The 26,124-nt window shown below is 59.4% G+C and carries 19 protein-coding genes; 8 read left to right on the top strand and 11 right to left on the bottom strand.

Features of this window, described 5'->3' with window-relative positions; genetic code table 11:
- Nucleotides 1–93: 93 nt before the first annotated feature.
- Genes GBK02_RS08490 through GBK02_RS08480 form a run of 3 tightly spaced genes read right to left on the bottom strand, consistent with a single transcriptional unit; the run spans nucleotide 94 to nucleotide 4,067 of the window.
- Entirely contained in the window at nucleotides 94–2,109 is a 2,016-nt protein-coding gene (locus GBK02_RS08490; RefSeq protein ID WP_203466253.1) for a methyl-accepting chemotaxis protein, read from the bottom strand.
- 37 nt (nucleotides 2,110–2,146) lie between these two features.
- Entirely contained in the window at nucleotides 2,147–2,827 is a 681-nt protein-coding gene (lolD, locus tag GBK02_RS08485; RefSeq protein WP_203466252.1) for a lipoprotein-releasing ABC transporter ATP-binding protein LolD, read from the bottom strand.
- Entirely contained in the window at nucleotides 2,820–4,067 is a 1,248-nt protein-coding gene (locus tag GBK02_RS08480) for a lipoprotein-releasing ABC transporter permease subunit (protein WP_203469342.1), read from the bottom strand. The genes lolD and GBK02_RS08480 overlap by 8 nt, the downstream gene beginning before the upstream one ends.
- Before the next feature lie 75 nt (nucleotides 4,068–4,142).
- On the opposite strand from GBK02_RS08480, the gene GBK02_RS08475 reads away from it, so the two are divergent.
- Nucleotides 4,143–5,180: a hypothetical protein gene (locus GBK02_RS08475; RefSeq protein ID WP_203466251.1), complete on the top strand. Its 1,038-nt coding sequence runs from the start codon at nucleotides 4,143–4,145 to the stop codon at nucleotides 5,178–5,180.
- Entirely contained in the window at nucleotides 5,177–6,865 is a 1,689-nt protein-coding gene (recJ, locus tag GBK02_RS08470; protein WP_203466250.1) for a single-stranded-DNA-specific exonuclease RecJ, read from the top strand. The genes GBK02_RS08475 and recJ overlap by 4 nt, the downstream gene beginning before the upstream one ends.
- 60 nt (nucleotides 6,866–6,925) lie before the next feature.
- Here recJ and GBK02_RS08465 read toward each other — a convergent pair whose 3' ends face one another.
- Together GBK02_RS08465 and GBK02_RS08460 are read right to left on the bottom strand one after the other, a co-directional pair.
- A complete protein-coding gene (locus GBK02_RS08465; protein ID WP_203466249.1) occupies nucleotides 6,926–7,402 on the bottom strand; it encodes a VF530 family DNA-binding protein in 477 nt (158 codons plus the stop codon).
- Nucleotides 7,403–7,505: 103 nt separating this feature from the next.
- Entirely contained in the window at nucleotides 7,506–8,477 is a 972-nt protein-coding gene (locus tag GBK02_RS08460; RefSeq protein ID WP_203466248.1) for an AraC family transcriptional regulator, read from the bottom strand.
- A 215-nt stretch (nucleotides 8,478–8,692) separates the two neighbouring features.
- On the opposite strand from GBK02_RS08460, the gene GBK02_RS08455 reads away from it, so the two are divergent.
- Genes GBK02_RS08455 through GBK02_RS08440 form a run of 4 tightly spaced genes read left to right on the top strand, consistent with a single transcriptional unit; the run spans nucleotide 8,693 to nucleotide 13,008 of the window.
- Entirely contained in the window at nucleotides 8,693–9,151 is a 459-nt protein-coding gene (locus GBK02_RS08455; protein ID WP_203466247.1) for a (2Fe-2S)-binding protein, read from the top strand.
- An 11-nt stretch (nucleotides 9,152–9,162) separates the two neighbouring features.
- Complete coding sequence (locus tag GBK02_RS08450; RefSeq protein WP_203466246.1) at nucleotides 9,163–11,421, top strand: xanthine dehydrogenase family protein molybdopterin-binding subunit; 2,259 nt, start codon at nucleotides 9,163–9,165, stop codon at nucleotides 11,419–11,421.
- A gap of 1 nt (nucleotide 11,422) precedes the next feature.
- Entirely contained in the window at nucleotides 11,423–12,421 is a 999-nt protein-coding gene (locus GBK02_RS08445) for an XdhC family protein (RefSeq protein WP_203466245.1), read from the top strand.
- Nucleotides 12,418–13,008 carry an NTP transferase domain-containing protein gene (locus GBK02_RS08440; RefSeq protein ID WP_203466244.1) on the top strand — a complete coding sequence of 197 codons (591 nt, stop codon included), beginning with the start codon at nucleotides 12,418–12,420 and terminating at the stop codon, nucleotides 13,006–13,008. Before GBK02_RS08445 ends, GBK02_RS08440 begins: the two co-directional genes overlap by 4 nt.
- A 30-nt stretch (nucleotides 13,009–13,038) precedes the next feature.
- Here the strand turns inward: GBK02_RS08440 and GBK02_RS08435 are convergent, their stop codons facing one another.
- The 5 genes from GBK02_RS08435 to GBK02_RS08415 all read right to left on the bottom strand — a co-directional run bounded on the left by GBK02_RS08435 (nucleotide 13,039) and on the right by GBK02_RS08415 (nucleotide 21,921).
- A complete protein-coding gene (locus GBK02_RS08435) occupies nucleotides 13,039–14,049 on the bottom strand; it encodes a dihydroorotate dehydrogenase-like protein (RefSeq protein ID WP_203466243.1) in 1,011 nt (336 codons plus the stop codon).
- Nucleotides 14,042–17,665, bottom strand: coding sequence for a pyruvate:ferredoxin (flavodoxin) oxidoreductase (gene nifJ, locus GBK02_RS08430; protein WP_203466242.1), 3,624 nt, complete (start codon nucleotides 17,663–17,665; stop codon nucleotides 14,042–14,044). The genes GBK02_RS08435 and nifJ overlap by 8 nt, the downstream gene beginning before the upstream one ends.
- Before the next feature lie 192 nt (nucleotides 17,666–17,857).
- Nucleotides 17,858–19,993 (bottom strand): bifunctional diguanylate cyclase/phosphodiesterase, encoded by a 2,136-nt coding sequence (locus GBK02_RS08425; RefSeq protein ID WP_239002949.1) that lies wholly within the window; start codon nucleotides 19,991–19,993, stop codon nucleotides 17,858–17,860.
- Nucleotides 19,994–20,012: 19 nt separating this feature from the next.
- The gene (locus GBK02_RS08420; RefSeq protein WP_203466241.1) at nucleotides 20,013–20,912 is read right to left on the bottom strand and encodes a nitrate- and nitrite sensing domain-containing protein; all 900 of its coding nucleotides are present in this window, start codon (nucleotides 20,910–20,912) and stop codon (nucleotides 20,013–20,015) included.
- A gap of 7 nt (nucleotides 20,913–20,919) precedes the next feature.
- Nucleotides 20,920–21,921, bottom strand: a complete 1,002-nt coding sequence (locus tag GBK02_RS08415) for a methyl-accepting chemotaxis protein (protein WP_203466240.1) — start codon at nucleotides 21,919–21,921, stop codon at nucleotides 20,920–20,922.
- Nucleotides 21,922–22,368: 447 nt separating this feature from the next.
- Between GBK02_RS08415 and prfB the strand changes: the two genes are divergently transcribed.
- Together prfB and GBK02_RS08405 are read left to right on the top strand one after the other, a co-directional pair.
- Nucleotides 22,369–23,473, top strand: a protein-coding gene (gene prfB, locus GBK02_RS08410; RefSeq protein ID WP_203466239.1) for a peptide chain release factor 2 whose coding sequence is annotated in 2 segments (ribosomal slippage) — nucleotides 22,369–22,449 and nucleotides 22,451–23,473 — 1,104 coding nt in all. Because the reading frame shifts where the segments join, the coding sequence is not laid out codon by codon here.
- Nucleotides 23,470–23,808: a cupin gene (locus tag GBK02_RS08405; protein WP_203466238.1), complete on the top strand. Its 339-nt coding sequence runs from the start codon at nucleotides 23,470–23,472 to the stop codon at nucleotides 23,806–23,808. Before prfB ends, GBK02_RS08405 begins: the two co-directional genes overlap by 4 nt.
- Here the strand turns inward: GBK02_RS08405 and GBK02_RS08400 are convergent.
- Complete coding sequence (locus tag GBK02_RS08400) at nucleotides 23,796–26,093, bottom strand: response regulator (RefSeq protein ID WP_203466237.1); 2,298 nt, start codon at nucleotides 26,091–26,093, stop codon at nucleotides 23,796–23,798. The genes GBK02_RS08405 and GBK02_RS08400 overlap by 13 nt on opposite strands.
- Between the last annotated feature and the right edge of the window lie 31 nt (nucleotides 26,094–26,124).

The raw sequence follows: 26,124 nt of genomic DNA, 5'->3' as shown, positions 1-26,124 counted from the left end.
TAACAATAGCCGGACTTTACCTGCAAAACACGACAACACTCAAGTAAAAAAGGCGGCCCATGGCCGCCTTGATCTACGTCAATTCCAATCAAATCAAGTGCGGAAACACGCCACCTGGCTGCTCAGTGTTTCGGCGAGTTGCAGCAAGCGACCCGCAGTTGCTGCATTGACCCCCGATGCGGCATCGTTTTCCTCTGCCATCTGGGCAATCCGTTCAACATTCTGGGCAATTTCGGTACTGGCCGCAGCCTGTTCGCGCAAGGCAACAGAAATTTCAGCAACCGACTCAACCACTTCACGCGATTGCTGCTGAACCTTGAGAATTGCCTCACCTGCCTGCTGCGCTTTCTCAACACCACTGGCGACGCGACCGACACCACGCTTCATGCTGCTGACTGCAACACCGGTACCGGACTGGATTGCACCAATCATTCCGGCAATTTCCTGGGTTGAATGTGCGGTGCGCTCGGCCAATTTGCGAACTTCATCAGCCACCACCGCAAAGCCACGCCCGGACTCCCCGGCACGAGCGGCCTCGATTGCCGCATTCAGGGCCAGCAGATTGGTCTGGTCGGCAATCTCCTTGATCGTTCCGACAATGGCCGAAATCTGCTCGGACTGCTTGCCGAGCGCTTCAACCGCCATCGCAGAATCATTGACTGTTTCGGCAATCCCCTGGATTTCATCGACCACCCCTTGAACAATCGCACCGCCATCGGCAGCGACTGCGTCAGATTGGCGAGAAGAGGATTGGGCATCCTGGGCGTTTTTGGCAATGTGATCGACACCCACGGTCATTTCTTCGACCGAAGCCGCCATGCTCGATGCTGAATCACTCTGGGCACTGGCGCTGGCTGAAATCTGGGCACTGGAAAGTGAAAGCTGTTCGGCAGATTGGCGCAACTGAATGGCTTCCTGCTGGATATTTCCCAGCAAATTGCGGAAAGCCAGGGCCATGGCGTTGAAATCCTCGCCTGCCGCATGCAGCTCATCATTGCCTTCGGTCGCAAAGCGCGCGGTCAGGTCGCCCTCCGCCAGACGCTTGGCTCCCTGGGAGAAAACACCAACACTGCCGACCACCGAGTAATACATCCCGACAGCCAGGTAGATGACGGCCAGGAGAACCCCGAGAGAAAGCAGCAGCATCAGGGAAAGGGTACGTTCAGCTTCATTCTTGCGGCTGTTGATCTGACGCTCGAACTCGACAATCAGCACATCGAACATCGTTTTGTAGCCCGAATCGATGATTCCGGTCGTCAGCGTGAAATAGTCCTGCGCCGGGGTCTGGAAGCGTTCGGTCAGGATGTCTTCACGAACCAGCGAAAAAACCTTGCCGACATTATCGGAGAACTCCTTGCCCGGACCAGAAAGCGAACCGGAAAGTGCTGGGGCAAAATGAACGACCTTGTCGAGATTGATATTCTGGGCCCGCAAGGTATTCGACATCTCAGCCAGGGTACTGGCAATGTCGATTTTCATTTGCTGGGAAATTTCCTTCTTGGCCAGCACACCGGTACCGCGCGCCCGGGTTTGGCCCAGCCGTTCGAGCATGGCCGGCATTTTGACCACGACGGTATCCATCATGTAGAAGGTATCCATGGCCGGATCCAGCGTCATTTCTGTCGCATCCGCCGTTTCCACCATGAATAGCAGCATCTGGTCGATCAAGGCATTGTGCGCCTTGATGTTGTCCGGCACGCTCCAGTTCAGACCCTGTGCTCGCAAAGTTTCCCAATCGGCACGAATTTTTTTCCAGCCCGCTCCCTGACGCAGCACGGGGAGCAGCAGGTTTTCTGTCGCCGTGATGGCATCGCCGACTTCCTTTTCCTTGGCAGCACGCTTGTCGCGCATGCCTTCGTTGCCCCCCAGCAATCCGGCCGACAGGCCACGATGTTGCTGGAGATACTGGGCCGAGCGATTGAGCGGCTTGAGCATCTGGACGCCCTGCAACTGATTCTCGGCAAAAACGATATCCCTGCTCAGGGTTTTGAATGCAAAAAGCAGCAGCATCAAGATCACAATCGATACTGCAGCCCCCAGCAAAAGAAATTTACTGGGATAACGGATCGCATTCATCAAGCGAATCGCTGGCAGGAAAATGGTTCTCATTGGTTTCTCGATCAAATGGTTATCATGATTTCCAGACTTATTGCCTGGTCAATACACCGTCATTCAAATGTAACACTTGCCCGGCTCGCTCAGCCAGTTGTCGATCATGCGTCACCATGATCAGGCTGGCATTCTGGGACTGAACCCGCTCCAGCAATAAGTCAAAAACAGCATTCGCCGTCTGGCGATCCAGATTACCTGTCGGTTCGTCGGCCAACAGACAGGAAGGTTCGCTGACCAGCGCACGGGCAATCGCGGCCCGCTGACGCTCTCCGCCGGACAACTCGCCCGGACGGTGTTCAAGGCGATGCCCAAGACCGACGGCAACAAGCATTTCCGCTGCTTTTTCCAGGGCTTCCTGACGCTCGATACGGCGAATCAGGAGTGGCATGGCGACATTTTCCTGGGCCGAAAACTCCGGCAGCAGGTGATGAAACTGATAGACGAAACCAAGATGCCGATTGCGCCAATCACCGCGGTCTACCTCACCAAGCGAGGAAAAATCACGCCCCATCAGCCGGACATGCCCGCTGGAAGGAGAGTCCAGTCCTCCCAGCAGATGCAGCAAGGTACTTTTGCCCGACCCCGAAGCACCTACGATGGCAACAGTTTCACCCGGTTGAATCCTCAGGTCGACTGCGCTCAGTACCGCAACATCCAGGCCGTTGCCACGAAAAACTTTGCCCAGCCCGGCAGCATCGAGAATCGGATCACTCATAGCGCAACGCCTCTGCCGGGTTAACCCGTGAAGCACGCCAGCTCGGATAAAGCGTGGCCAGCAGCGCCAGCACAAAGGCGATCAAGGTGACGCCCCAGACATCGCCCCACTGCAGGTCGGATGGCAGATCGGAAATGTAATAAACCTCTTTCGAGAGGAAATGCACGCCCAGAATTCTTTCTATGAACGGAACGACGACATCGATATTGAGCGCCAGAGCCACACCGCCCAACACCCCCATGCCCAGACCAATAAAACCGACCAGCGCTCCTTGCACGACAAAGACCGCCATGATCGACAAAGGCCGGGCACCGAGTGTGCGCAAAATTGCGATATCAGCCTGTTTGTCGGTCACCGCCATGACCAGCGTAGACACCAGATTAAATGCTGCCACCGCAACAATCAACGACAAAATGATAAACATCATATTTTTCTCAATTTGTACCGCGCGGAAGAAATTGGCGTGGCTTTTCGTCCAGTCGTGCAAATAAGCATCGGCATCGATATAACGCACAAGTTCCCGTGCAATGCGCGGTGCCTGAAAGAGATCGTCCACCTTGAGCCGTACGCCGGTGACACGATCATCCATCTGGTAGAGCTTTTGCGCATCCTGCAGGTGAATCAGCGCCAGCCCGCTGTCGTACTCGAACATGCCGACTTCGAAAATACCAACCACCTTGAAGGACTTCAGGCGCGGCACGACGCCGGCCGGCGTGACCGTGCCCTGCGGCGCAATCAGCGTCACCTTGTCGCCGGTAAAGACGCGCAAGGCCCGGGCCAGGTCCGCACCAAGCACGACCCCAAACTCGCCGGGGCGCAGATCGTCCAGGCTGCCGCTTTTGATCGTCTGACGAAAATCGGCAACGCGATCTTCCTGATCGGGCAGGATGCCGCGGACGAGCGATCCCTTGACGCCGCCATCGACCGTAAACATCGCCTGCGACTGGACAAAAGGCGCCGTCGCCCGCACTTCGGGATGTTTGGCAGCCTGCGCGGCAATCGACGACCAGTCGCTCAACTCGCCGGTCACGCCGGTAATCTGAATGTGCGAAGCGACACCGAGAATGCGCGTGCGCAGCTCTTTCTGGAAGCCGTTCATCACCGACAGCACAACGATCAGCGCCGCCACACCGAGTCCGATGCCGAGCATCGAAATCAGCGAGATAAATGAAATAAAGTGGTTTCGGCGTTTGGCGCGGGTGTAGCGCAAGCCGATCATCAATTCATAGGGCAAAGCCATGCGTGGTAGGCCGGTCATCAAAAGGCGCTATGGTACACTCATCCGTTCTCCCCACCCTGTCTGGCCCCGCGATCCGTGCGTCTCACCCTGCTTGTTCCTGAACTGATCTGGCCCGAGCCAGCCGACCAAATCGCCCTGGGAGAAAAGCCGACCGACGGCCTTTCCTGGCTTGAAGCACGCGCCCGTTTTTCCCGACAGGCACGCCAGCCCTTCGAACTGGCGCTGAGCAATCTGTTCAAGCCCGGCCTCGACGCTTTCGCACCGCTACGCCTGCTGGGCGAAAAATCCGGCCAAACGGCACAGGATGGCTGCTGGCTGTGTGCTGATCCGGTACATCTGCGCTTTCATCAGGAACGCATCATTCTGGCCGATGCCGGCGCATTCGACCTCGACGACGCCGAAGCGCAAGCCATTATCGCCTCGCTCAACAGTGAATTTGCCGATATCGGCCAGTTTCACGCCGCCACCTCACGTCGCTGGTATCTGCGCCTGAACAGTGCGGTCGACCATGCCGTCAAGCCGATTTCCGCCGTGGCCGGTCGCCGTGTTGATGGCGAACTATCCGGCAAAAACTCACCGCTCACCCGCTGGCTGAATGAAGTCCAGATGTTCCTGCACGGCCACCCGGTCAACGAGGCCCGCCAGAATCAAGGCAAACCGGCGGTCAACAGCCTGTGGTTGTGGGGAACCGGCAGCCTGCCAACCCTCGGCCGTCCGCCTTTCGATGCCGTCTGCACTGACAACCCACTGGCCATCGGCCTGTCTCTGGCCAGCGGCCTCAGCCCGCAAGCCTGCCCGACCGGTCTCGATGCCTTGCTTGCCAAGCACCCGACTGGCTCGTCAACACTGGTTGTACTTGATTCATTGCAATCTCCCGTCCTCTATGAAGACAGCAATGGCTGGCGTCGATCCAGCGAAGCGCTTGAGCAAAACTGGTTTGCCCCGCTGCGCAAGCAACTCGGCCGAAAAGTTGAAGCACTGACCATCATCGCCCCGACCGTTTACGGCCAGCTTGAATATCAGCTCAGCGCCGGCGACCGCTGGAAATTCTGGCGCAAGGGCCGCTCGCCAAGGCAGATTGCCGAACAACTGGCTGGAGAGAAATCGTCTTGACCCGCATCGTCACCCGCAACAGCGCACCGCGCACGGTCTGGCAACTCGAACAGCAAGGCCTGCATCCATTGCTCGCCCGCCTTTATGCGGCGCGCGGCGTGACCGACAAGGCTGAACTGGATTACGAACTGAAATCGCTGATTCCGCCGGCGGCGCTGACCAATACCGATCAGGCGGCGCACATCCTGGCCGACGCCATCGAGGCTGAAGCCCGGATGTTGATCATCGGCGACTACGACTGCGACGGCGCCACGGCCACCGCTGTCGGCATGCGCGCCCTGAAGGCGCTGGGGGCCGACGTCAATTTCCTGGTGCCGGACCGTTTCAAGTTCGGCTACGGCCTGTCGCCGGAAATCGTCGATCTGGCGGCGGAACAGTCGCCCGACCTGATCATCACCGTCGATAACGGAATTGCCAGTCTGGAGGGCGTCGACCGCGCCAGGGAACTCGGCATCGCCACGTTGATCACCGACCATCACCTACCCGCCGCAACGCTGCCGGAGGCGGACTGCATCGTCAATCCAAACCAGCCAGGCTGCGACTTTCCGTCCAAATGCATCGCCGGTGTCGGCGTCATGTTCTACGTCGCCCTCGCCCTGCGCGCCGAATTGCGCGAGCGAGGTTTTTTCAGCGACCGTCCGGAACCCAATTTTGCCGACCTGCTCGACCTCGTCGCCCTCGGCACCGTGGCCGACGTCGTCAAGCTCGACCGCAACAATCGCATCCTGGTCAGCCAAGGCCTCAAGCGCATGCGCGCCGGCCGCCTGCAACCCGGCCTCGCCGCATTGTTCAAGGCCAGCAGCCGCGATCCGAAACGCGCCTCGGCCTTCGACCTCGGTTTCCTGATCGGGCCACGCCTGAATGCTGCCGGCCGGCTGGCCGACATGCGTCTCGGTATCGAATGCCTGATCACCAACGATGCCGGACGAGCCATGCAGATCGCCCAGGAACTCGACACCCTGAACCGCACCCGGCGCGAAATCGAAGCCGGCATGCAGGATCAGGCGCTGATCCTGCTCGAAGCCATGGACATGGACAACCCGGCGGCCGGCATCGCGCTCTTCGAGCCGGAATGGCATGAAGGTGTCGTCGGTATCCTCGCCTCGCGCATCAAGGAAAAACTGCATCGCCCGGTGTTCGCTTTTGCGCGCAGCGAAGGTGGCATCGTCAAGGGTTCCGGCCGCTCGATTCCCGGCTTGCACCTGCGCGACGCGCTCGACTTGGTCGCCAAGCGTGCCCCCGGCATCCTGCTCCGTTTTGGTGGCCACGCCATGGCCGCCGGCGCGACCTTGCGCGAAGAAAATTTCGAACGCTTCGCCCAGCTTTTCGCCGAAATCGCCGGCGAACTACTCGATCCGGCCGACCTGACCCGCACGCTGGAAACCGATGGCGCACTCGAAGGGAGCTACATCTCGCTGGAAACAGCCCGGCTGCTCGAAAATGAGGTGTGGGGCCAGGGCTTCCCTGCACCGCTGTTCGTCGATGAGTTTGATGTCGAGCAACAGCGCGTGCTCAAGGAAAAGCATCTCAAATTGCGTTTGCGCAAAGGCAACGCCAAGCTTGATGCCATCCAGTTCAATTTCAGCACCCAGCCCGGCAGCCGGACCCGTGCGGCTTATCGCCTGTCGATCAATGAATACATGGGTGTCGAATCACCGCAGCTGATGATCGAATATCTGGAATGAATATATCCGGCTAAGAAATCGATCGCCGAGAATCGATTTTTAATACCGGAAAACAACGATTCACTTTCTCCACTTGGCCCATGGATCGGCATCGCCGGTCGTTGATGGCCGTGGAGAATTCGACTCCCGGTTGTTGAATCGCCGTTCACGCGGCGCATCCGAATCGTGCAGGGCAGCCTTTCGGGCACGCTTCTCCTTGAGTCGCTCGGCATCTTCCAGACTCAATTCGGCGGGAGCACCCGGTACTTGATCCGGGGGAATAACCCGATCTCTCGGTGGCAATTCAAATTGCTCGTCGGAGGCACGCGGCAAGCCCTTGAATTGATACAAATAAAAAGCTTCGACTTTCTCGCGCGCCCAATCGGTTTTCTTGAGAAACTTGACGCTGGATTCAATACTGGGATTGCTGTTGAAACAATTGATATTCAAATAGGCATATAGAATTTTAAAGCCGTAATAATTCACAATTTCGGTCAGCAATGATTTCAAACTAACGCCATGCAAAGGGTTATTTTGATAATTCACATCAGTATTCATGGATGGCAAACGCCTGAAAGTAGCAATTTCTCATTATACCTGCCGAAGCATGCACAAAATCAGCGCAGCACGCAGGCTGACGTTTAATCAAACGAATCTGCCCTTATCCTGAAACACCATCGACCGATGTGCCGGCCGCCATTAACTGGGCGACATCGCGCCCTGGTGGATAGCCAAACAAGCGACGGTATTCCCGACTGAATTGCGAGGGACTTTCGTAACCGACGCGATGCGCGGCACTGGCCGCATCATGCCGGTCGCTGAGCATCAGGCGGCGCGCTTCATGCAGGCGCAACTGCTTTTGATACTGCACCGGCGTCATCGAAGTCAGCGCCCTGAAGTGGTGATGCAGCGACGATTTACTCATGTTGGCCAGATCGGCCAGGTAGTCGATGGTGACTGTTTTTGCCAGGTTATTCTTGAGCCAGTCGATGGCCCTGACAATTTGCTGGCTATGGCTGCCGACGGTCACAGCCTGTTGCAGCAAGGAACCGAGCTGACCGGTCAGCAGGCGATAAAGCAACTCCCGCTCGATCATCGGCGCAAGTACCGGAATATCGTCCGGCGTATCCAGCAAACGCAGCAAGCGCAACGCCGCCCCCTGGATGTCGGCATCCAGAGTGCCGACCCCAAAGCCGCGGTCGACCATGTTTTTAGGCCCGTTTTTGGGGATGCTGGTAACCAGTTCGGCGATTTTAAGCGGATCGATGCTGATTGCCAGGCCAAGGTAAGGCTCGGTCGGACTGGCGATGGTGACGCGCGATGAGACCGGCAATTCGACCGAGGCAATCATGTAGTGCCGCGTGTCATAGTCATGGACCTGATCGCCCACCAAAATACGTTTTGCCCCCTGGGCAATCATCGCAAACGCCGAGTTGACCACGGCACAAGTCTGCTTGTCGGCAACACAGCCACGGAACAGCACCAGGCCGGGAATGGCCGTTTCCTGCCGGTCGACCGCGGCACAGTGACGTTCGATCAACTCGACCATCTCGCTGCGTTGCGCTGAAAAGGTCGTCATTGAGGTGCTGTTGAAACTTTCAAACGCACTCGGCGTCACAATCGACTGATCCATTGGATGTTCTTTCTGGCGGACAAATCCGGGTATTCAGGTTAGCCGCTTAGACCTCATTAGGCGAGCCGCTTCCAGAAACTTCTGGATTATTAGGCAATAAATACCAATTTTTATGTTATCGGCCAGCGCCGCGACTGCCTGACACTAGGCACCAGCAAAACGACCCGTCCGGCCATCATCGATGCCGGCCAGCCAACCCGAAGAGGACCCCGCAGATGATCAAACTCAATATCAACGGCAAAGAGGTGAACATCGATGTCGATCCGGACACCCCGCTGCTCTGGGCCCTGCGCGACACCCTGCAACTGACCGGCACCAAGTATGGCTGCGGCCAGGCACTGTGCGGCGCCTGTACGGTGCATCTCGACGGCGCCCCCACCCGCTCGTGCGTGCTGCCTGTTTCTGCGGCGGTCGGGCGCAAGGTGACCACCATCGAAAATGTAGATTCCGGCAAGGTCGGCCAGGCCGTACAAGAAGCTTGGCGCAAGCTGGATGTAGTGCAGTGCGGATACTGCCAGTCGGGCCAGATCATGAGCGCCGTGGCCTTGCTGGCCGGCAACAAGAACCCGAGCGATGCCGAGATCGATGCTGCCATGTCAGGCAATTTATGTCGTTGCGCCACCTATGTCCGCATCCGCAGCGCCATCCACGACGCCGCCAAATCCTTGGCCTGAGGAACACCCCCATGAGCAAGAAACTGAATGCATCAAGCACCGAAACCCCGGCCGGCGGCGCACTGGAAAACGTCAGCCGCCGACGCTTTCTCCAAGGCGGCACAGCGCTGACACTGGGCTTCATTCTCCCGGCCGGGGCAGCCGAAAAACTTCCGGCGGCCGGACCAGGCAAGGCGGGTATCGGTCTGGCGACGAACGTCACCTTCGAACCAAACGCCTTTCTGCATATCGGTGCAGACAACAGCGTGACCGTTATTGCCAAGCACCTTGAAATGGGCCAGGGCAGCTACACCGGACTGGCCACGATTGTTGCCGAAGAGCTTGACGCTGACTGGGCGCAGGTTCGTATCGAAGGCGCACCGGCCGATGCCAAGCGCTACAACAATCTGTTTTGGGGCCCGACCCAGGGCACCGGCGGCAGTACCGCAATGGCCAATTCCTGGGAACAATTGCGCCAAGCCGGCGCTGCTGGCCGTGCCATGCTGGTCAATGCAGCGGCTCGACGCTGGCAAGTCGGCGCAGGCGAAATCACCGTCAGCGACGGCGTGGTCAGCCATCCGGCCAGCCAACGGCAAGCCAGTTTTGGCGAACTGGCAGCAGAGGCAGCCCATGAAGCCGTCCCCAGCGACATCAAACTCAAAGACCCGAAGGATTTCAAACTGATCGGCAAGCGGGCCAACCGCAAGGACAGTGCGGCAAAAACCAACGGCACGGCACAATTCACTCAGGATATTCATCTACCGGGAATGCTGGTTGCGGTCGTTGCCCACCCGCCGCTGTTTGGCGCCCGGGTCAAGTCATTCGATGACCGCAAGGCGCGCAAGATCAAGGGCGTGGTCGACGTAGTGCAAATTCCGCAGGGCGTCGCCGTGCTGGCCAAGGACACCTGGAGCGCCAAGAAAGGCCGCGACGCCTTGAACGTGGTGTGGGACGACAGCACCGCCTTCAAGCTCGGCAGCGATGAAATCCTCGCTCGCTACAAGGCACTGGCCAAGGCGCCAGGCAAGCTTGCCAGGCAGGTCGGCAATACGGATACCGCTTTCGCCGGTGCCGCCAAGGTCATCCAGGCCAGCTACGATTTCCCTTACCTGGCCCACGCAGCCATGGAGCCGATGAATTGCGTCATCAAGTTGAACCCGGATGGTGCCGAAGTATGGAATGGCGAACAGTTCCACACCATTGACCAGGCCGTGCTGGCCAAGGTGCTTGAATTGAAGCCGGAACAAGTCAAGCTGAACATGCTCTATGCCGGCGGCAGCTTCGGGCGACGAGCCTCCAAGGACGTCGACTATCTGGTCGAGGCGGCGCATATCGTCAAAAAAACCCACGGCCGCCTGCCGGGCAATCCGGCCATCAAATTGGTCTGGATGCGCGAAGACGACATGCGGGCAGGCTACTATCGTCCGCTGTTCCACCACAACCTGCAGGCATCGATCGATGCCCAGGGCCGGCTCACCGGTTGGCAGCACCGACTGGTCGGACAGTCGATCCTGATCGGTTCGCCGTTTGAGGCATTCCTGGTCAAGGATGGGGTCGATGGCGTATCGGTCGAAGGGGCCGCCAACCTGCCCTATGCCATTCCCAACCTGACAGTCGACCTGCACACGCCGACCGATATTGCTGTGCCTGTACTGTGGTGGCGCTCGGTCGGCTCGTCGCACACGGCATTTTCGACCGAGACTTTTCTCGACGAGGTGGCACAGGCCATCGGCAAGGACCCGGTCGCACTGCGTCTGGAACTGCTCGACAAGCATCCGCGCCACGCGGCAGTGCTCAGGCTGGCCAGCGAAAAAGCAGGCTGGGCAACGCCTTTACCGGCCAAGCCGGGCGAGCGCCGCGGGCGTGGTGTTGCAGTCCATGAATCATTCAACTCCTGCGTGGCGCACGTCGCCGAAGTCACCATCCATAAAAACGGCGCAATCAAGGTAGACCGCATCGTCAGCGCGGTCGACTGCGGTACACCGATCAATCCCGACAACATCCGCTCGCAGATCGAAGGCGGCATTGGTTTCGGGCTGAGTGCGATGAATTTTGCCATCACGCTCAAGGACGGCAAGGTCGAGCAAGGGAACTTCGACAGTTTCGCACCGCTGAGAATGGGCGACATGCCGCAGGTCGAAGTTCATATTGTCCCGTCACAAGCCGCACCCACCGGCATCGGTGAACCCGGCGTGCCGCCGGTGCTGCCCGCCGTCGCCAATGCCATCGCTGCAGCCACCGGCAAGCGCCTGCGCAATCTGCCGTTCAACACTCAAGAATTGGCGGTGTGACATGGATGGTCTGGATATGCAGGTACTCGAAGCCACCCTGCGCTGGTCGGCCGGGGGCCACCGTTTCACACTGGTCACGGTGGCCCGCACCTGGGGATCGGCTCCCCGTCCGCCCGGCGCCTGGATGGTCATCCGCGACGATGGTCAGGTCATCGGCTCGGTCTCGGGCGGCTGTATCGAAGACGACCTTATCCAGCGTATCCTGGCCGGCGAATTTGCCGGCCAGACGATGCCGCGCATCGTGCGCTACGGGGTCAGCGCCGACGAAGCCCATCGCTTTGGCCTGCCTTGCGGTGGAACGCTGGAACTCGTGCTGGAACCCGCCCCCGAACAGGCCCTGCTGACCGATCTGGCGGAACGCCTGAGCGCCGGCCAACTGGCCCTGCGCAGCGTCGACCTGGGTAGCGGCTGCGTCACGATCAGCCCTGGCAGTGCCGCCGATAACCTGCAGTGGGACGGTGAGAAACTGACCACGCCACACGGTCCGGCCTGGCGATTGCTGATCATCGGCGCCGGACAAATTTCGCACTATCTGGCCACGATGGCGCTTGCGCTTGGCTACCGGGTTCATATCTGCGATCCGCGCAGTGAATACGCCGATACCTGGCAAGTTCCCGGCACACATTACGTTGCCGGCATGCCGGACGACGCCGTGATCGAACTCAACCTGGACCCGCGCAGTGCGGTCGTCGCCCTCACCCACGATCCCAAACTCGACGACATGGCCTTGCTGGAGGCACTGAAATCGCCGGCCTTCTATGTTGGCGCACTGGGCTCGCATGCCAACAATGACAAACGACGGGCAAGGCTCCTTGAATACTTCGATCTTTCCGCCTCTGAAGTCGACCGCTTGCACGGGCCGGTCGGTTTGCCCATCGGCAGCCGGACCCCGCCGGAAATCGCGGTATCCATCCTGGCTGAAATGACGTCGGAGAAAAACGGGGTGTGCGCCCGTCCGCGCATTGTGATCAACGACCCTCACGCCTGCCGTATCCCGTGAGCCCGGTAACCGGATTGCTGCTCGCCGCAGGCATGAGCCGGCGCTTTGGTAGCGACAAGCGCCGGCATTCCCTGCCGGACGGCACGCCGATGGCACTGGCGGCGGCACGTCGCCTGCACGCAGCTTGCCCGAACAGCATCGCGATTATTCGCCCCGACGATGATCAACTCGCGGCGCAATTCAGAGAAGCCGGTTTAGCCGTGGTCGTTTGCCCGACAGCGGCTGGTGGCATGGGACACAGCCTGGCAGCCGGCGTCGCCGCATCGCAGCAAGCCGCCGGCTGGCTGATTGCGCTGGCCGACATGCCGGCAATTACACTCGACAGTTACGCCGCCGTATTGCAGGCATTGCAGGCCGGCGCCCCTCTCGCCCGGACAAGCCACGCCGGTCGACCGGGCCATCCGGTCGGCTTTTCCGCCCGCTTCCGAAGCGATCTGCTCGCCTTGCAGGGCGACCACGGCGGCAAGACCATCATCGAAGCTCAGCGCGCCCTGCTGACGCTTTGCCCGGTCGACGACCCCGGTGTTCTGCTCGACATCGACTCGCCACTCGACGCGACCCACAGCCTGATCAAGGGATCGATCTGAACCGAGCGCCTCCGGGTAACAATCAACGACTCAGTAACGCACGCCGGCCGGCGGGGTGAACGCGTCGATGGCATGCAGGTAGGCCGCACGGGAAAAGTCGCTGGGATCAGGCAGATTCTGCTGGCTCATCGCGCCTTGCAACTGACCAACCGACTCGTATTCGTTGGCTTCAAGCCACAAACGCATGCCGCGCAGAATATCGGCCAGCGCCTGCGGACCGCGCTGCAACAAGGCACTGGCCAGATGCACGACATCCGCGCCGGCCAGCAGCATCTTCAATGCATCCTCGGCACAGTGCACGCCCCCCGTCGCCGCCAGTGTCAGCCGGGTCCGGCCACGCAAGATGGCAATCCAGCGCATGGTCAGCAGCACATCGGCCGAACTCGACAGCGTGACGCGGTCGACCACCGTCAAAGAGGCTAAATCGATATCCGGCTGGAAAAACCGGTTGAATAAGGACACGCCGGCTGCGCCAGCTTTTTCAACCGCCTGCACGAAATGCGGCAGCGACGAGAAAAAGGGCGAAAGTTTCATCGTGACCGGGATGCTGACCACCGATTTCAGCTCCTGCAGCAAGGAAATGTAGTGATCTTCCAGCGCCTCGCCGGAAATTTTCGGATCTCCCGGCATGTACCAGGCATTCAGCTCAAGTGCATCGGCACCGGCCGCCTGCATTTCCTTACCCAGCTCGACCCAGCCGCTGAGCGACGAGCCATTAAGGCTGGCGATCACCGGAATGGCCAGGCGCGACTTGAGCGTCTGGATCTGTTCGAGATAAGCATCGAGCCTGCTCTGGTAATCACCGGCATAAGGCAAGTGACCTGCCGCCTCGCCGAATGAATCCGGGTTGATCAGAAAACGATCGATCATCCGTTCGTCATTGCGTACATCCTCCTCGAACAAGGAATGCATGACGATGGCGGCCGCACCGACGTCCTCAAGATGCAGCATGGCATCGAGCCTGTGGCTGAGCGGCGTAGACGACGGAACCAGTGGATTTTTCAGTTTCAAGCCAAGATAATGGGTCGATAGATCAGACATGCTTCGCTCCCTGGTCATCGGCGTCGGCCACCGCTTGTGGTTCGATCGCCGTTTCCGGCAAGGCCAGCCCGGCCAGTTCGACATATTCCTGATGGCGCACGCGGGCGTTCTGCCCAGCCATGTCCATGAAGCGAGAAGCAGCTTCCGGGTGCTGTCGTTCAAGCACGGTGAAACGCGCCTCGTTGCGGGCAAAATCGCGGTACGGCACGCTCGGTGCGGCGCTATCGACCGACAACGGATTGCTCCCCTGCTCGCGCCGGCGCGGGTCGTAGCGCAGCAAAGGCCAGTGGCCGGACTTAACGGCCAGATCCTGCTGGCTGTGGTTGTGCGACATATCGACGCCGTGCGCGATACACGGGCTGTAGGCGATGATGATCGAGACGCCGGGATAACTTTCCGCATCGAGGAAAGCCTTGAGCGTATGACCATCCTTGGCGCCATAAGCGACCTGGGCGACGAAAACGTTTTCGTAGTCCATCGCGATTTTGGCCAGATCTTTCTTGCGATTCGCCTTGCCGCCCGCGGCAAACTTGGCCACGGCCCCCAGCGGCGTGGCCTTGGAATTCTGGCCGCCGGTATTGGAATAAACCTCGGTATCGAGTACCAGGATATTGACGTTCTCCCCCGAGGCGAGCACATGGTCGAGACCGCCGAAGCCGATGTCGTAGGCCCAACCGTCGCCGCCGATGATCCACACACTGCGCCTGACCAGGTACTCGGCCACCGCAGCCAGCGATGTGGCAGCCGGTGTGGCCAGCTGGCCAAGCCGGATGTGCAGTTCAGCCACCCGCTCGCGCTGTTCGTGAATGCCGGCCTCGCTGCCTTGGTCCGCATCGAGCAAGGCAGCGACCAGCTCATCGCCAACATCCTGAGCCAGCGCACGCAACTGCGTACGTGCCGCCTCGGCCAATTGATCGGTCGCCAGGCGCATGCCCAGGCCGAATTCGGCATTGTCTTCAAACAGCGAGTTGTTCCAGGCCGGGCCGCGACCATGGGCATCGGTGGTGTACGGCGTGGTCGGCAGGTTGCCACCGTAGATCGATGAACAGCCGGTGGCATTGGCGACCAGCATGCGGTCGCCGAACAACTGCGTGGCGAGGCGGATGTAAGGCGTTTCGCCGCAGCCGACGCAAGCGCCGGAAAACTCGAAGAACGGCTGGAGCAAGGCAGCGCCCGGCACCGTGCCGCGCTTGACGATGCGCCGGTCGTAATCGGGCAGCTTGAGGAAGAAATCCCAGTTCCCGGCTTCCTGCACGCGCAGCGGCGGCTGGTCGGCCATGTTCAACGCCTTGCGCGAAACATTCGATTTATCGCGAATTGGGCAAATATCAACACACAGCGTGCAGCCGGTGCAATCTTCCGGCGCGACCTGGTAGCTCATGTGCCAGCCGGCCGGATAATCCTTGCTCCGCGTCGGCATGTGCTTGAAGCTGGCCGGCGCGACATCAGCCAGTTCGGCCGGGAAGACCTTGGCACGGATGGCCGAATGCGGACAGACGAAAACGCACTTGCCGCACTGGGTGCACAGATCGGCTTCGAGAACCGGAATCTGCAAGGCCAGGTTACGTTTTTCGTATTTGGCCGTACCGGTCGGCCAGGTGCCATCAACCGGAAAGAGCGAAACCGGCAGGCTGTCGCCCTTGCCGGCAATCAACGGCAAGGTCAGCCGACGAACGAAGTCGCTGGCCTGTCGCCCGGCACTTTCAACTACCGCGGTCGACACTGTCTGCCCGGCAAAATCGACCTGATGCAGGCAGGCCACGGTTTGGTCGATGGCCCGGCAGTTCAATTCGGCAATACGCCGTCCCTTGCGGCCATAGGTTTTTTCAACCGCATGCTTGATCGCTGCAATCGCAGTTTCTTGCGGCAAGATCCCGGAAATGGCGAAAAAGCAGGTCTGCATCACGGTATTGATCCGTCGCCCCATGTCGGCTTCGAGCGCCACCTGATAAGCATCGATCACATAGAACCGGATATTTTTGGCCAGCATCTGACGCTGCATCGCCGGCGGCAGAGACGCCCAGACCTTGTCAGCCGGCAAATGCGTATTGAGTAGGAAAACCGCGCCCGGCGCGGCATGCGCCAGCAAATCATGCGTTTCGAGGAAAAGCGGCTGGTGGCAGGCGACGAATTTCGCATCGCCCTCGCCGGTCAGGTAGGCCGAGCGGATCGGCTGCGGGCCGAAACGCAGGTGCGACACGGTCATCGCGCCGGATTTCTTCGAGTCATAAACGAAGTAACCCTGGGCATACAACTCGGTTTCGTCACCGATGATCTTGATCGAATTCTTGTTGGCCGACACCGTGCCATCGGAACCCAGGCCATAGAACACGGCGGCAAAGGTTTCGTGCGCTGCCCGGGTGCGGAAGGCTGGATCGAAAGGCAGCGACAGGCCAGTCTGGTCGTCGTGGATGCCAACGGTAAACCGGCGCTTGAGCGGTGCTGTCACGGTCAACGCGGCAAAAACCGACAAAACCATGGCCGGGTTGAATTCCTTTGAACCCAGGCCGTAGCGTCCGCCAATCACCTTCGGCAGGACGGCGAAACGCGGCGCGTCGTTGGCCATGTCCTCGGCCAGCGCAACCAGCACATCCTTGTACAGCGGCTCGCCCTCGGCCCCCGGTTCCTTGCAACGGTCAAGCACGGCAATCTGCCGCGTCGTCGCCGGCAGCGCCGCGAGCAAGGCAGTCGGCGCCCAGGGGCGGAACAGGCGGATCTTGAGCAGGCCGACCTTCTCGCCCTGACGATTCAGGTGTTCAACGGTTTCCTGCACCGTTTCGGCCCCCGAGCCGATCAGGATGATGACGCGTTCGGCATCCGGCGCACCGACATAATCGAACAGCTTGTAATGGCGGCCAGTCAGTTCACCGAAACGATCCATTGCCGTCTGTACGATAGCCGGGAAAGCATCGAACCACGGGTTCTGCGCTTCACGGGCCTGGAAAAACACATCCGGATTCTGCGACGTACCGCGCAATACCGGATGCTCCGGCGACAAGGCCCGGCTGCGCAAGGCGACGATCTGTTCCTGCGGCAGCATTTTGAGCAAAACCGCGTCGTCGACCGTGGCAATCTTGGCGACTTCATGCGAGGTGCGGAATCCGTCGAAGAAATGCAGCACCGGAATACGCCCGGCGAGCGTCGCCGCCGTGGCAATCACCGCCATGTCGTGCGCTTCCTGGACCGAATTGGAGGCGAGCAGCGCAAAGCCGGTTGCACGCGTGGACATCACGTCGGAGTGGTCGCCAAAAATCGACAGCGCATGCGTCGCAATGGCGCGGGCCGCGACGTGAAAAACGGTCGGCGTCAGTTCCCCGGCAATCTTGTACATATTGGGGATCATCAACAGCAGCCCCTGCGAGGCGGTAAAGGTCGTGGCCAGCGCACCGGCCTGCAGGGCGCCGTGCACCGTGCCGGCCGCGCCGCCTTCCGATTGCAGCTCGACGACGCGGGGAACGCTGCCCCAGATATTCGGTTTGCCCTGCGCCGCCCATTCGTCGGACAGTTCGCCCATGCCGGACGAGGGGGTGATCGGGTAGATGGCGATCACTTCGGACACGCGGAATGCCACGTGCGCAACGGCTTCGTTGCCGTCGATGGTAAGCATCTGGTTCATGTGCTGTTCCCTGTTTTTGTCTGCATCTGCTCTCCGGCAGGCAGAAAAACGAACTCCGGGATAAATCGGAGCCGCCGATTGCTGCAACGCAACAATCCCATTCTACGCCGAAATGACAAAAAAATATGCGCTAGCCGGAACGCATCAAACCCAGAAAGACAGAGAAAACAGGCCGGTCACACGACCGGTCAATCAGCGCGGTAAAACCCCTTTGTCGAAACAGGCGGTTTTTGCCATCAGATACTCGTCGACCGCAGCACGTTGCATCGGTCGGGAAAAATAATAGCCTTGGAATTCATTGCATCCGCAAAGCGTCAGGATGTCACGCTCGGCAGCCGTTTCGACGCCTTCGGCCACGATGTGCAAATCGAGGCTTTTACCGAGAAAAATGATTGCGTGCGGAATGGCCATCACTGCCCCACCCTGATCGCAACCCGAGACAAAGGAGCGGTCGATTTTCAGGGTATCGATCGGCAACCGCTGCAGATAGCTCAAGGAGGAATAGCCCGTGCCGAAATCGTCGACCGCAATCCTCACGCCCAGCGCCTTGATCGAGCGCAGCACACGAATGGTGTGCTCGACATCGCCCATGATCATGCTTTCCGTGATTTCCAGTTCCAGGCACTCGGGAGGCAAGCCCGAAACACTCAGGGCATCGGCCACCAAGGCCACCAAGCCCGGTTCCTTGAGCTGCCGGGCCGAAAGATTGACTGCCACACTCAAAGCCCGGCCCTCAATCAACGGCCAACTGGCTGCCGTGCGACAGGCGGCGTACAGCACCTGCTCACCAATCGCAAGAATCTGCCCGGTTTCCTCGGCCAGTGGAATGAAGCGGTCCGGCGTGACCAGTCCTTGACCGGCGCTATTCCAGCGGACCAATGCCTCGAATCCCTGAACACGGCCCAGGCTATCGACCTTCGGCTGATAAACGACGGCCAGTTCGTTATGCTCGATGGCGGCCCGCAACGCGGTTTCAAGGGCAAAACGCTCTTGTGCCGCGAGATTCAGGTCCCGGGTATAGAAACAGTATTGTCCCTTGCCGCTCTCCTTGGCGTGATACATCGCCACGTCGGCAATCCGCAGCAGACCATCCAGATCCGTCGCGTCATCGGGATAAACGCTGACGCCGATACTGCAACTCATGCGCAAGGCGTGTCCTTCAAGCATCAGCGGCGCCTGGACCGCATCGAGAACGCGTTCGAGCAAATGCACCGTGTCCTCACGTACAGCCTGCTCGCCCATGATCAAGACAAATTCATCGCCCCCGTAGCGGGCCACGGTATCGACGCCGCGCAGGGCTGTCCGCAAACGATGGGCAATTTCGATCAACAGCTGATCGCCAACCGCATGTCCCAGGCTGTCGTTGATAACTTTGAAATTATCGAGATCAACAAAGGCCAAAGCCACTTTGCCGCCCTGCCGTTCTCCGGCCAGAACCGCCTGACCCAGCCGATCCTCAAGCAAATTCCGGTTGGGCAGCGCGGTCAGTGGATCGTGCGTCGCCTGATGCTGCAGGACGGACTGGTAGCGATGCCGCTCGGTAATGTCCTCCACCGTTCCTTCGTAGTAAGACAAGCTTCCATCGGCGGCAAAGACGGCATGGGCATTTTCCGAAATCCAGATCCTCCGGCCATCGCGACACAATATTTCCGACTCGAAATCAATCACCCGCCCATCGCGCTGGATCATGCACTTGAATTCGTCACGCCGCCGGGTATCGATATACAAACCGGTCGAAATATCGGCCAGGCTACTGATCAAGTCCTCCGGCGTCGGGTAGCGATAAAGCGTTGCCAGTGCCTGGTTGGCGGCCAGATAGCGCCCGCTCTCGGTGGTTTGAAACATGCCGACCACCGAGTTTTCAAAAATGCTGCGGTAGCGCAATTCGGTTTCAGCCAGTTGGAGATGCGCCAACACCCGATCGGTAATATCTTCCAGATAAGCTTCGAGAATACGTTCTCCAGCTTCGCCGGTAACGCCAACACCGCGCTCAAGCACCCATTTTTCTTCGCCGTCGCGACCAATGATCCGGTACTCAATCCGATAGCGCGAGCCGGTCTCCAGCGCGGCCATGATCGTTCCACGAACCACCGAACGATCCTCCGGGTGGGTCAAGGTTTCAAGCGAACAAAGCCGGTCCTGAAGCAGTTCGGCGGCGCAGTAACCGGTGAGCTCACGGCAACCGGGACTGACCGACAGCAGGGTCCAGGCCTCATCCACCCGGCAACGGAAGAGCATGCCGTCAAGCTGGGCAAACAGGGCTGCCATATCCGGCACATCATCAACGTCATCCGGGTAATCCGGACGACAGAACACAGTACGCGACAAGGCCTTGAAAAATCCGGTCTCAGACACGCTGCAACAAGACTGATTGCTGAGCACCTTGCCTCCGGAGTGACGCCTGGGTTATCTGGGTGCCGCACTCGTCAATCCATGAGAACACGCTATCGATCGCCGTCGTGGCGAGTGCAAAATACGCCGGGGCGGGCAGCGAAATGCTTGAACTGAGCAGCATCTGGGTACGTACGACACGCGCCATTTCCTGGACAGCTGCCTTTGCCTGCTCGGCCTTGCGTCCCTGCCCACCGGCTTCGGCCGCCTGGCTGAGCAAGGCCTCGGCACGCGCAATCAGGAACATCAGGCGCACACGAGCGACGGCAGAGCATCCTTGCTTGGCCGCCACACTGGTGCCCAACGCACGTGCCTGTCCCAGGCACTCGGTCAAGGCCGGCAAACGGCTGGCGTAATTGCGCACCAAGCCACGCTCACACTTTTGACCCAGCACCAGCTCGACCCTGGATTCACCAATCGCCCCCAGCCACTTGAGCAGTTGATCAACCAGGAAACTGTGCTGGGCAATGCTTTGCTCAACCGACAAACCACGCAACATGTCGCGCATTTTTGTCCAGTTGAATTGAAACAAGGAGAGCTCGTTCAATGTCAGGCAAGGATGTGCCCGCCGCCCCTCTTCGCGTGCGGCATCTCGCAGCAAGGGAATCAGGTGTTCAATCTCGCGTGCCTTTGCATCAAGCCGCGGTTTGAAGCTCTGGTCACCGGCCAGCCAGGCCGAACTTATGCCCCGATGTTGCTGAATACCGGCAATCAGGGCCAGCAGGGAACGACAGGCGGCCAGGGTCTGCTCGATCGATTGACCACTGCTCAGCCAATTGCGCTGGCGATAAATCATGAAGGAGATCAGCGCGATGAGCAGCGCCACAATCAGCATTGAGTACAGGATCAGATCCATGGCAGGCTCACTCGTATTGGTATTTTTTCAAGGCCGTATTGAGCAAGACCGCCAATTCGCTCAAGTAGCGGGACAGTTCGCTATTCGAGCGAACCAGGCATTCATTGGCATCCGCCAGGGTGGCAACCTGTTCGATGTCGCGCACCACGTCTTTCCCAGCCTCGCTTTGCTCACGACTGGCCGCCGCAATATCGTTGATCAGCGCCAAGGTCTGCCGGGCATTGCTTTCAACGCGATGCAGATCATCGACCGCTTCCCCCGCGTCGTGCAGACTCGATGCCGCACGGACGCTTGTTTCTGCCATTGAATGGATCATTTCATCGACATCGATCCGCATGCCACCGATACGCTGGCCAATATCCCTGGTCGCATTACTCGTCCGTTCAGCCAGCTTGCGCACCTCGTCGGCCACGACGGCGAAACCCCGGCCCTGCTCACCGGCGCGTGCCGCCTCGATCGCCGCATTGAGTGCCAGCAGATTTGTCTGGGCCGCAATTTCGGCGATCAACTCGACAATCGCATCGACTTCGCGTGAGCGCTGACCAAGACGCGCGGCACTATCAGAGGTTTGACGAACATTGGCCGTCAAATTATCAAGACTGGATGCCAGGGCGTTGACCCGGTCCACACCGGCGAAAGCCATTTCGCCAGAAGCTTGCGCAGCCCCGGCGGCAACTTGCGCCCGGTCGCGGGTCATGCCGAGACTGACGGTCAATTGCGCCAAGGTAGCCGATGAAGACAGCGTAATGTCACGCTGCTGACGAACACCATCGTTGCCGCCATTGGCATTGACGCTGCTCTCGGCCGCCACGCTGGATATTTCCTGCGCCATGCGTGAAAAAGTCAGAAAAAGCTCGCACAAAGAACGCGCCGTGCCATTCAGGCGCTCGGCCAACGGACCCAGCACACCGTCCGATGCAGGATCGATTCGCCCGATCAGGCGCCCAGATGAAAGCTCAAGGGCGAAGCGATCGATCGACAGCAAACCTGCCCGCAGACCGAGATGCAAGTTGATCAGAAAAAAAAACCGAGAGAAACAGCAAGCCAACGCCTAACCACTGGAGATATTCACCATTGCGCACGCACAGACCTCCAGCCACGGCCAACATCCAGGCCAGAGCCTGACGAAGGGACAGTGTCTTGATACAGGCGCGGACGCCGGCCATCACATCATCACTCGCTTGATCGATCACAAAGCACTCACACAGTCACGAAAATGTGACCATATAAGCAACTCCCTTGCCAGATCATGAAAAACAAACCAAGTCATTGAAATTAAGAAACAAATTTATTCAAGCAAAGAAAATCATTTGCCCAGCAAGCGCTTGCTCGCCCAATGAAATGCACTGCGCGGCACCAATCAGGTGCGATCCGATGCCCAAGACAAGCAGGCTGCGATAAAGGACTGGCGTAACCGCTATAATTGCGTTTTTGCTACGTATCACGAGAACAGATCATGGAAGCCGAACACATCAACAGTATCTCCAACAAGCTCGACGACCTGGCGCAGCGCGCCGCCGAGCTGCGGAGGTATCTTTGACTACGATCACAAGCGCGAACGCCTGACCCTCCTGAACAAGGAAATGGAAGATCCCAAGATCTGGGACGATCCGAAATACGCTCAGGAACTGGGCAAGGAAAAGAAAACGCTGGAAGACATCGTGCTCGTCCTCGAAGCCGTCGATAACGGCGTGGGCGATGGCCGCGAACTGTTCGCCATGGGCAAGGAAGACGGCGATGACGACACCCTGCTCGCCGTCGAGGCCGACAACGCCGAGCTGGAAACCAAGCTCGCCGCCCTCGAATTCCGCCGCATGTTCAACAACCCGTCCGATCCGATGCCCTGCTTCCTGGAAATCCAGGCCGGCGCCGGCGGTACCGAAGCCCAGGACTGGGCCTCGATGTTGCTGCGCATGTATTTGAAATATGGCGAGAAAAAAGGGTTCACCGTGGAAGTCATGGAAGAATCCGAAGGCGACGTCGCCGGCTTGAAAAGCGCCACCGTCAAATTCACCGGCGATTACGCCTACGGCACGCTGCGCACCGAAACCGGCATCCACCGCCTGGTGCGCAAGTCGCCGTTCGACTCCAACGCGCGCCGCCACACCAGCTTCACCTCGGTGTTCGTCTTCCCGGAAGTCGACGACTCGATCGAAATCGCGATCAACCCGGCTGATGTGCGCACCGATACCTACCGTGCCTCCGGCGCCGGTGGTCAGCACATCAACAAGACCGACTCGGCTGTGCGTCTGACCCACGTCCCAACCGGCATCGTCGTGCAGTGCCAGAACGACCGTTCGCAGCACCGCAACCGCGACGAAGCCTGGCAGATGCTGCGCGCCCGCCTCTACGAGTTCGAGCTGCGCAAGCAGCAGGCCGAGCAGCAGAAGCTGGAAGACGCCAAGTCCGACATCGGCTGGGGCCACCAGATTCGTTCCTACGTGCTCGACCAGAGCCGCATCAAGGATTTGCGCACCAACCACGAAACCGGCAACACGCAAGCCGTGCTCGACGGTGATCTCGACCCCTTCATCGAGGCCAGCCTCAAGCAGGGCGTGTGATCGACAACCTGTTTGCTGGATTGCCGTCGACCGCTGCGGTCGACGAGCAATTCAGCGAGCTTTTGCGCAACCCGGCGTTGCGCATCGAACGCATTGTTTCAAACGGACAGAGCAGCCCGCCCGGTTTCTGGTACAACCAACCTGAAGGCGAATGGGTTTTACTGCTGCAGGGTGAAGCCCGTCTGCGCCTGGCCGATGAGCCACAGGCACGACACCTCAAGGCGGGAGACTTCATCAACCTCGCCCCGCACTGCCGGCACCGCGTGGACTGGACACCACCAGACCAGACCACTATCTGGCTGGCAATTTACTACAACGGTACTCAAGCTGGCTGAAATTTGCCGAGCGACAACCAGCGCAGAATGGTTTCGTAAAACTCGCCAGGATTAATCGGCTTGGTCACAAAATCGTTCATGCCGGCATCGAAGCAACGCAGCCTATCCTCAGAAAAAGCGTTGGCCGTCATCGCGATGATCGGGACTTCAAGACAGGTTGGCAAAGTCCGCAGATGGCGGGTTGCTTCAAGCCCATCCATGTTCGGCATCTGCATGTCCATCAGGATCAGGTCGTAACCCGTTTGTCCGGCCTGGGCGATTGCCGCAAGACCATCCTCCGCCACGTCAATCGAAAACCCGAAATCGGCCAGCAGTTCGAGGGCAACTTCACGGTTGATGAAATCATCCTCAACGACCAGCAACCTGGCACCCTGGTAACGCTGCATCAGCACACGCTCGGCCCCGCCGGGCTGAGTGTTTTCAAGCAATGATCCCAAGCCCTGGCCGCGTTTCAGGCTGGCGGTAAACCAGAACGTGCTGCCCTGCCCGACCACGCTGGCAACGCCCGCTTCGCCCCCCATCAACTGTGCCAGTTGGCGGGTAATGGCCAAACCCAGTCCGGTACCGCCGAATTTTCGGGTCGTCGAACTGTCGGCCTGCTGAAAAGCATCGAAAATATGTTCAAGCTGTGCCGTTTCGATGCCGATGCCGGTATCGCTGACTTCAAAGCGCACCGTCATGCCGTCCTCGGTCTCGTGCTCGATCCGGGTACGCAAACTGATCACGCCCTGTTCGGTAAATTTCACCGCATTCGAGACATAGTTGAGCAGCGCCTGGGTCAAGCGGGTCGGATCGCCCATCAAGTGCTTGGGCAAAGGCTCGCTCTCGACGTGCAGACGCACCCCCTTGGCGGCCGCACGTTCATAAACCATTGAAGCCACATTACTGGCGATACTGCCGATCGAGACCGGAATCGACTCCAGCCCCAGCTTCCCGGCCTCGATCTTGGAGAGATCGAGCACGTCGCTGATGATGCCGAGCAGATGCTGACCGGCACTGTCGATCTTGTCGACCCGGTCAGCCTGTTCGGCAGACAGACCGTGTCGCTTCAGGATATGGGCCATGCCGATGATGGCATTGAGCGGCGTACGAATTTCATGACTCATGTTGGCCAGGAACTCGGCCTTCATCCGCCCCGCCCGCTCGGCAGCTTCCTTGGCCTGTGTCAGGTAGGCGGCCAGTTCAAGTTCCTTGCTGATATCACGAGTCAGCAAGGCAAACTGGCGGGCACCGTTGGCCGCTTCGATTTCCAGCGAGGACAATTCGATCGGCAGTGCTTTTCCGTCACCGCAGCGAGCCGTCAGTCGCAACTTGCTCAAACGCCCCGCATCCAGCAGTTGCCGCAACAACTGGTCGGCAATGGCCACGCCATCCCGATCTTCAAGCAAGCGCGCCAGCGGCATGCCACCATCGCGCACTTCCGGCCAGGCAAACATGCCCGAGGCATTGGCATCCATCGACTGGATCAAGCCCTGCTCGTCAATCACCGTCACGCCCAATGCCGTCGCTTCAAGCAGATGCTGGCTACGCTCGGTGGCACGTTTGCGGGATAGCAGGTTATGCAGGCGGGCGCGTAATTCGGGAGGCGAAATCGGTTTCAGGACGTAATCGTCAATCCCGAGGTGAAACAGCTCAATCCGGCGCGCCGGATTGTCAAAGGCGGTCACGGCCAGAATCGACGTGCCGCCGCGCGGCATGGCCAGACGGCGGATACGGTTGATCAAGCGGGCGCCGGTCATGTGGCCGCCGAGACAGATATCGCACAAGACCAGATCGTATTCGTTTTGCTGGAAGGCAAGCCATGCTTCATCGGCCGATGAATAGGCATCGACAGTCATGCCCCAGTCGCGCAATTGGGTATCGAGGTATTCGCGCTGGTCGCGGGCATCCTCGACGTAAAGTACACGACAGCGCATGGGCTGGTGAACTTCGAGGAAATGTCGCATGAAGGTAATCAGTTCATCGACATCCTGCTTGCGGAACAGCTCGGTAACGCCGGCAAGCATGGCTTCCTGGGCCAATTCGGCACTGGGGCTGGCGGTCAGCAAGACGATCGGTTCAACCGGCGCCTGCCCAGACTCGCGCAACCGGCGCGCCAACTCGACACCGCCACCATCGGACAGTTGCCAGGAAAGAATGTAGAACAGGAAATCCAGTGTCGCAGCCTGCTTCAGGGCAGCCTCGACCGAAGCGGCAAAAACCAGATTGATCCCGCGGTAGCGACCGAGTGCCTGTTGCACGATATCGCGGTACAGCGGTGTGTTGTCGACCAGAAGAATATTCACTGCGCGGCCCCCCGCCACGAATTCGTCACAA

The sequence above is a fragment of the Dechloromonas sp. TW-R-39-2 genome (assembly GCF_016864195.1).
GTDB lineage: Bacteria > Pseudomonadota > Gammaproteobacteria > Burkholderiales > Rhodocyclaceae > Azonexus.
Note: the sequence above shows the minus strand (reverse complement) of the source record. Positions and strands in the feature narration are given on the sequence as shown.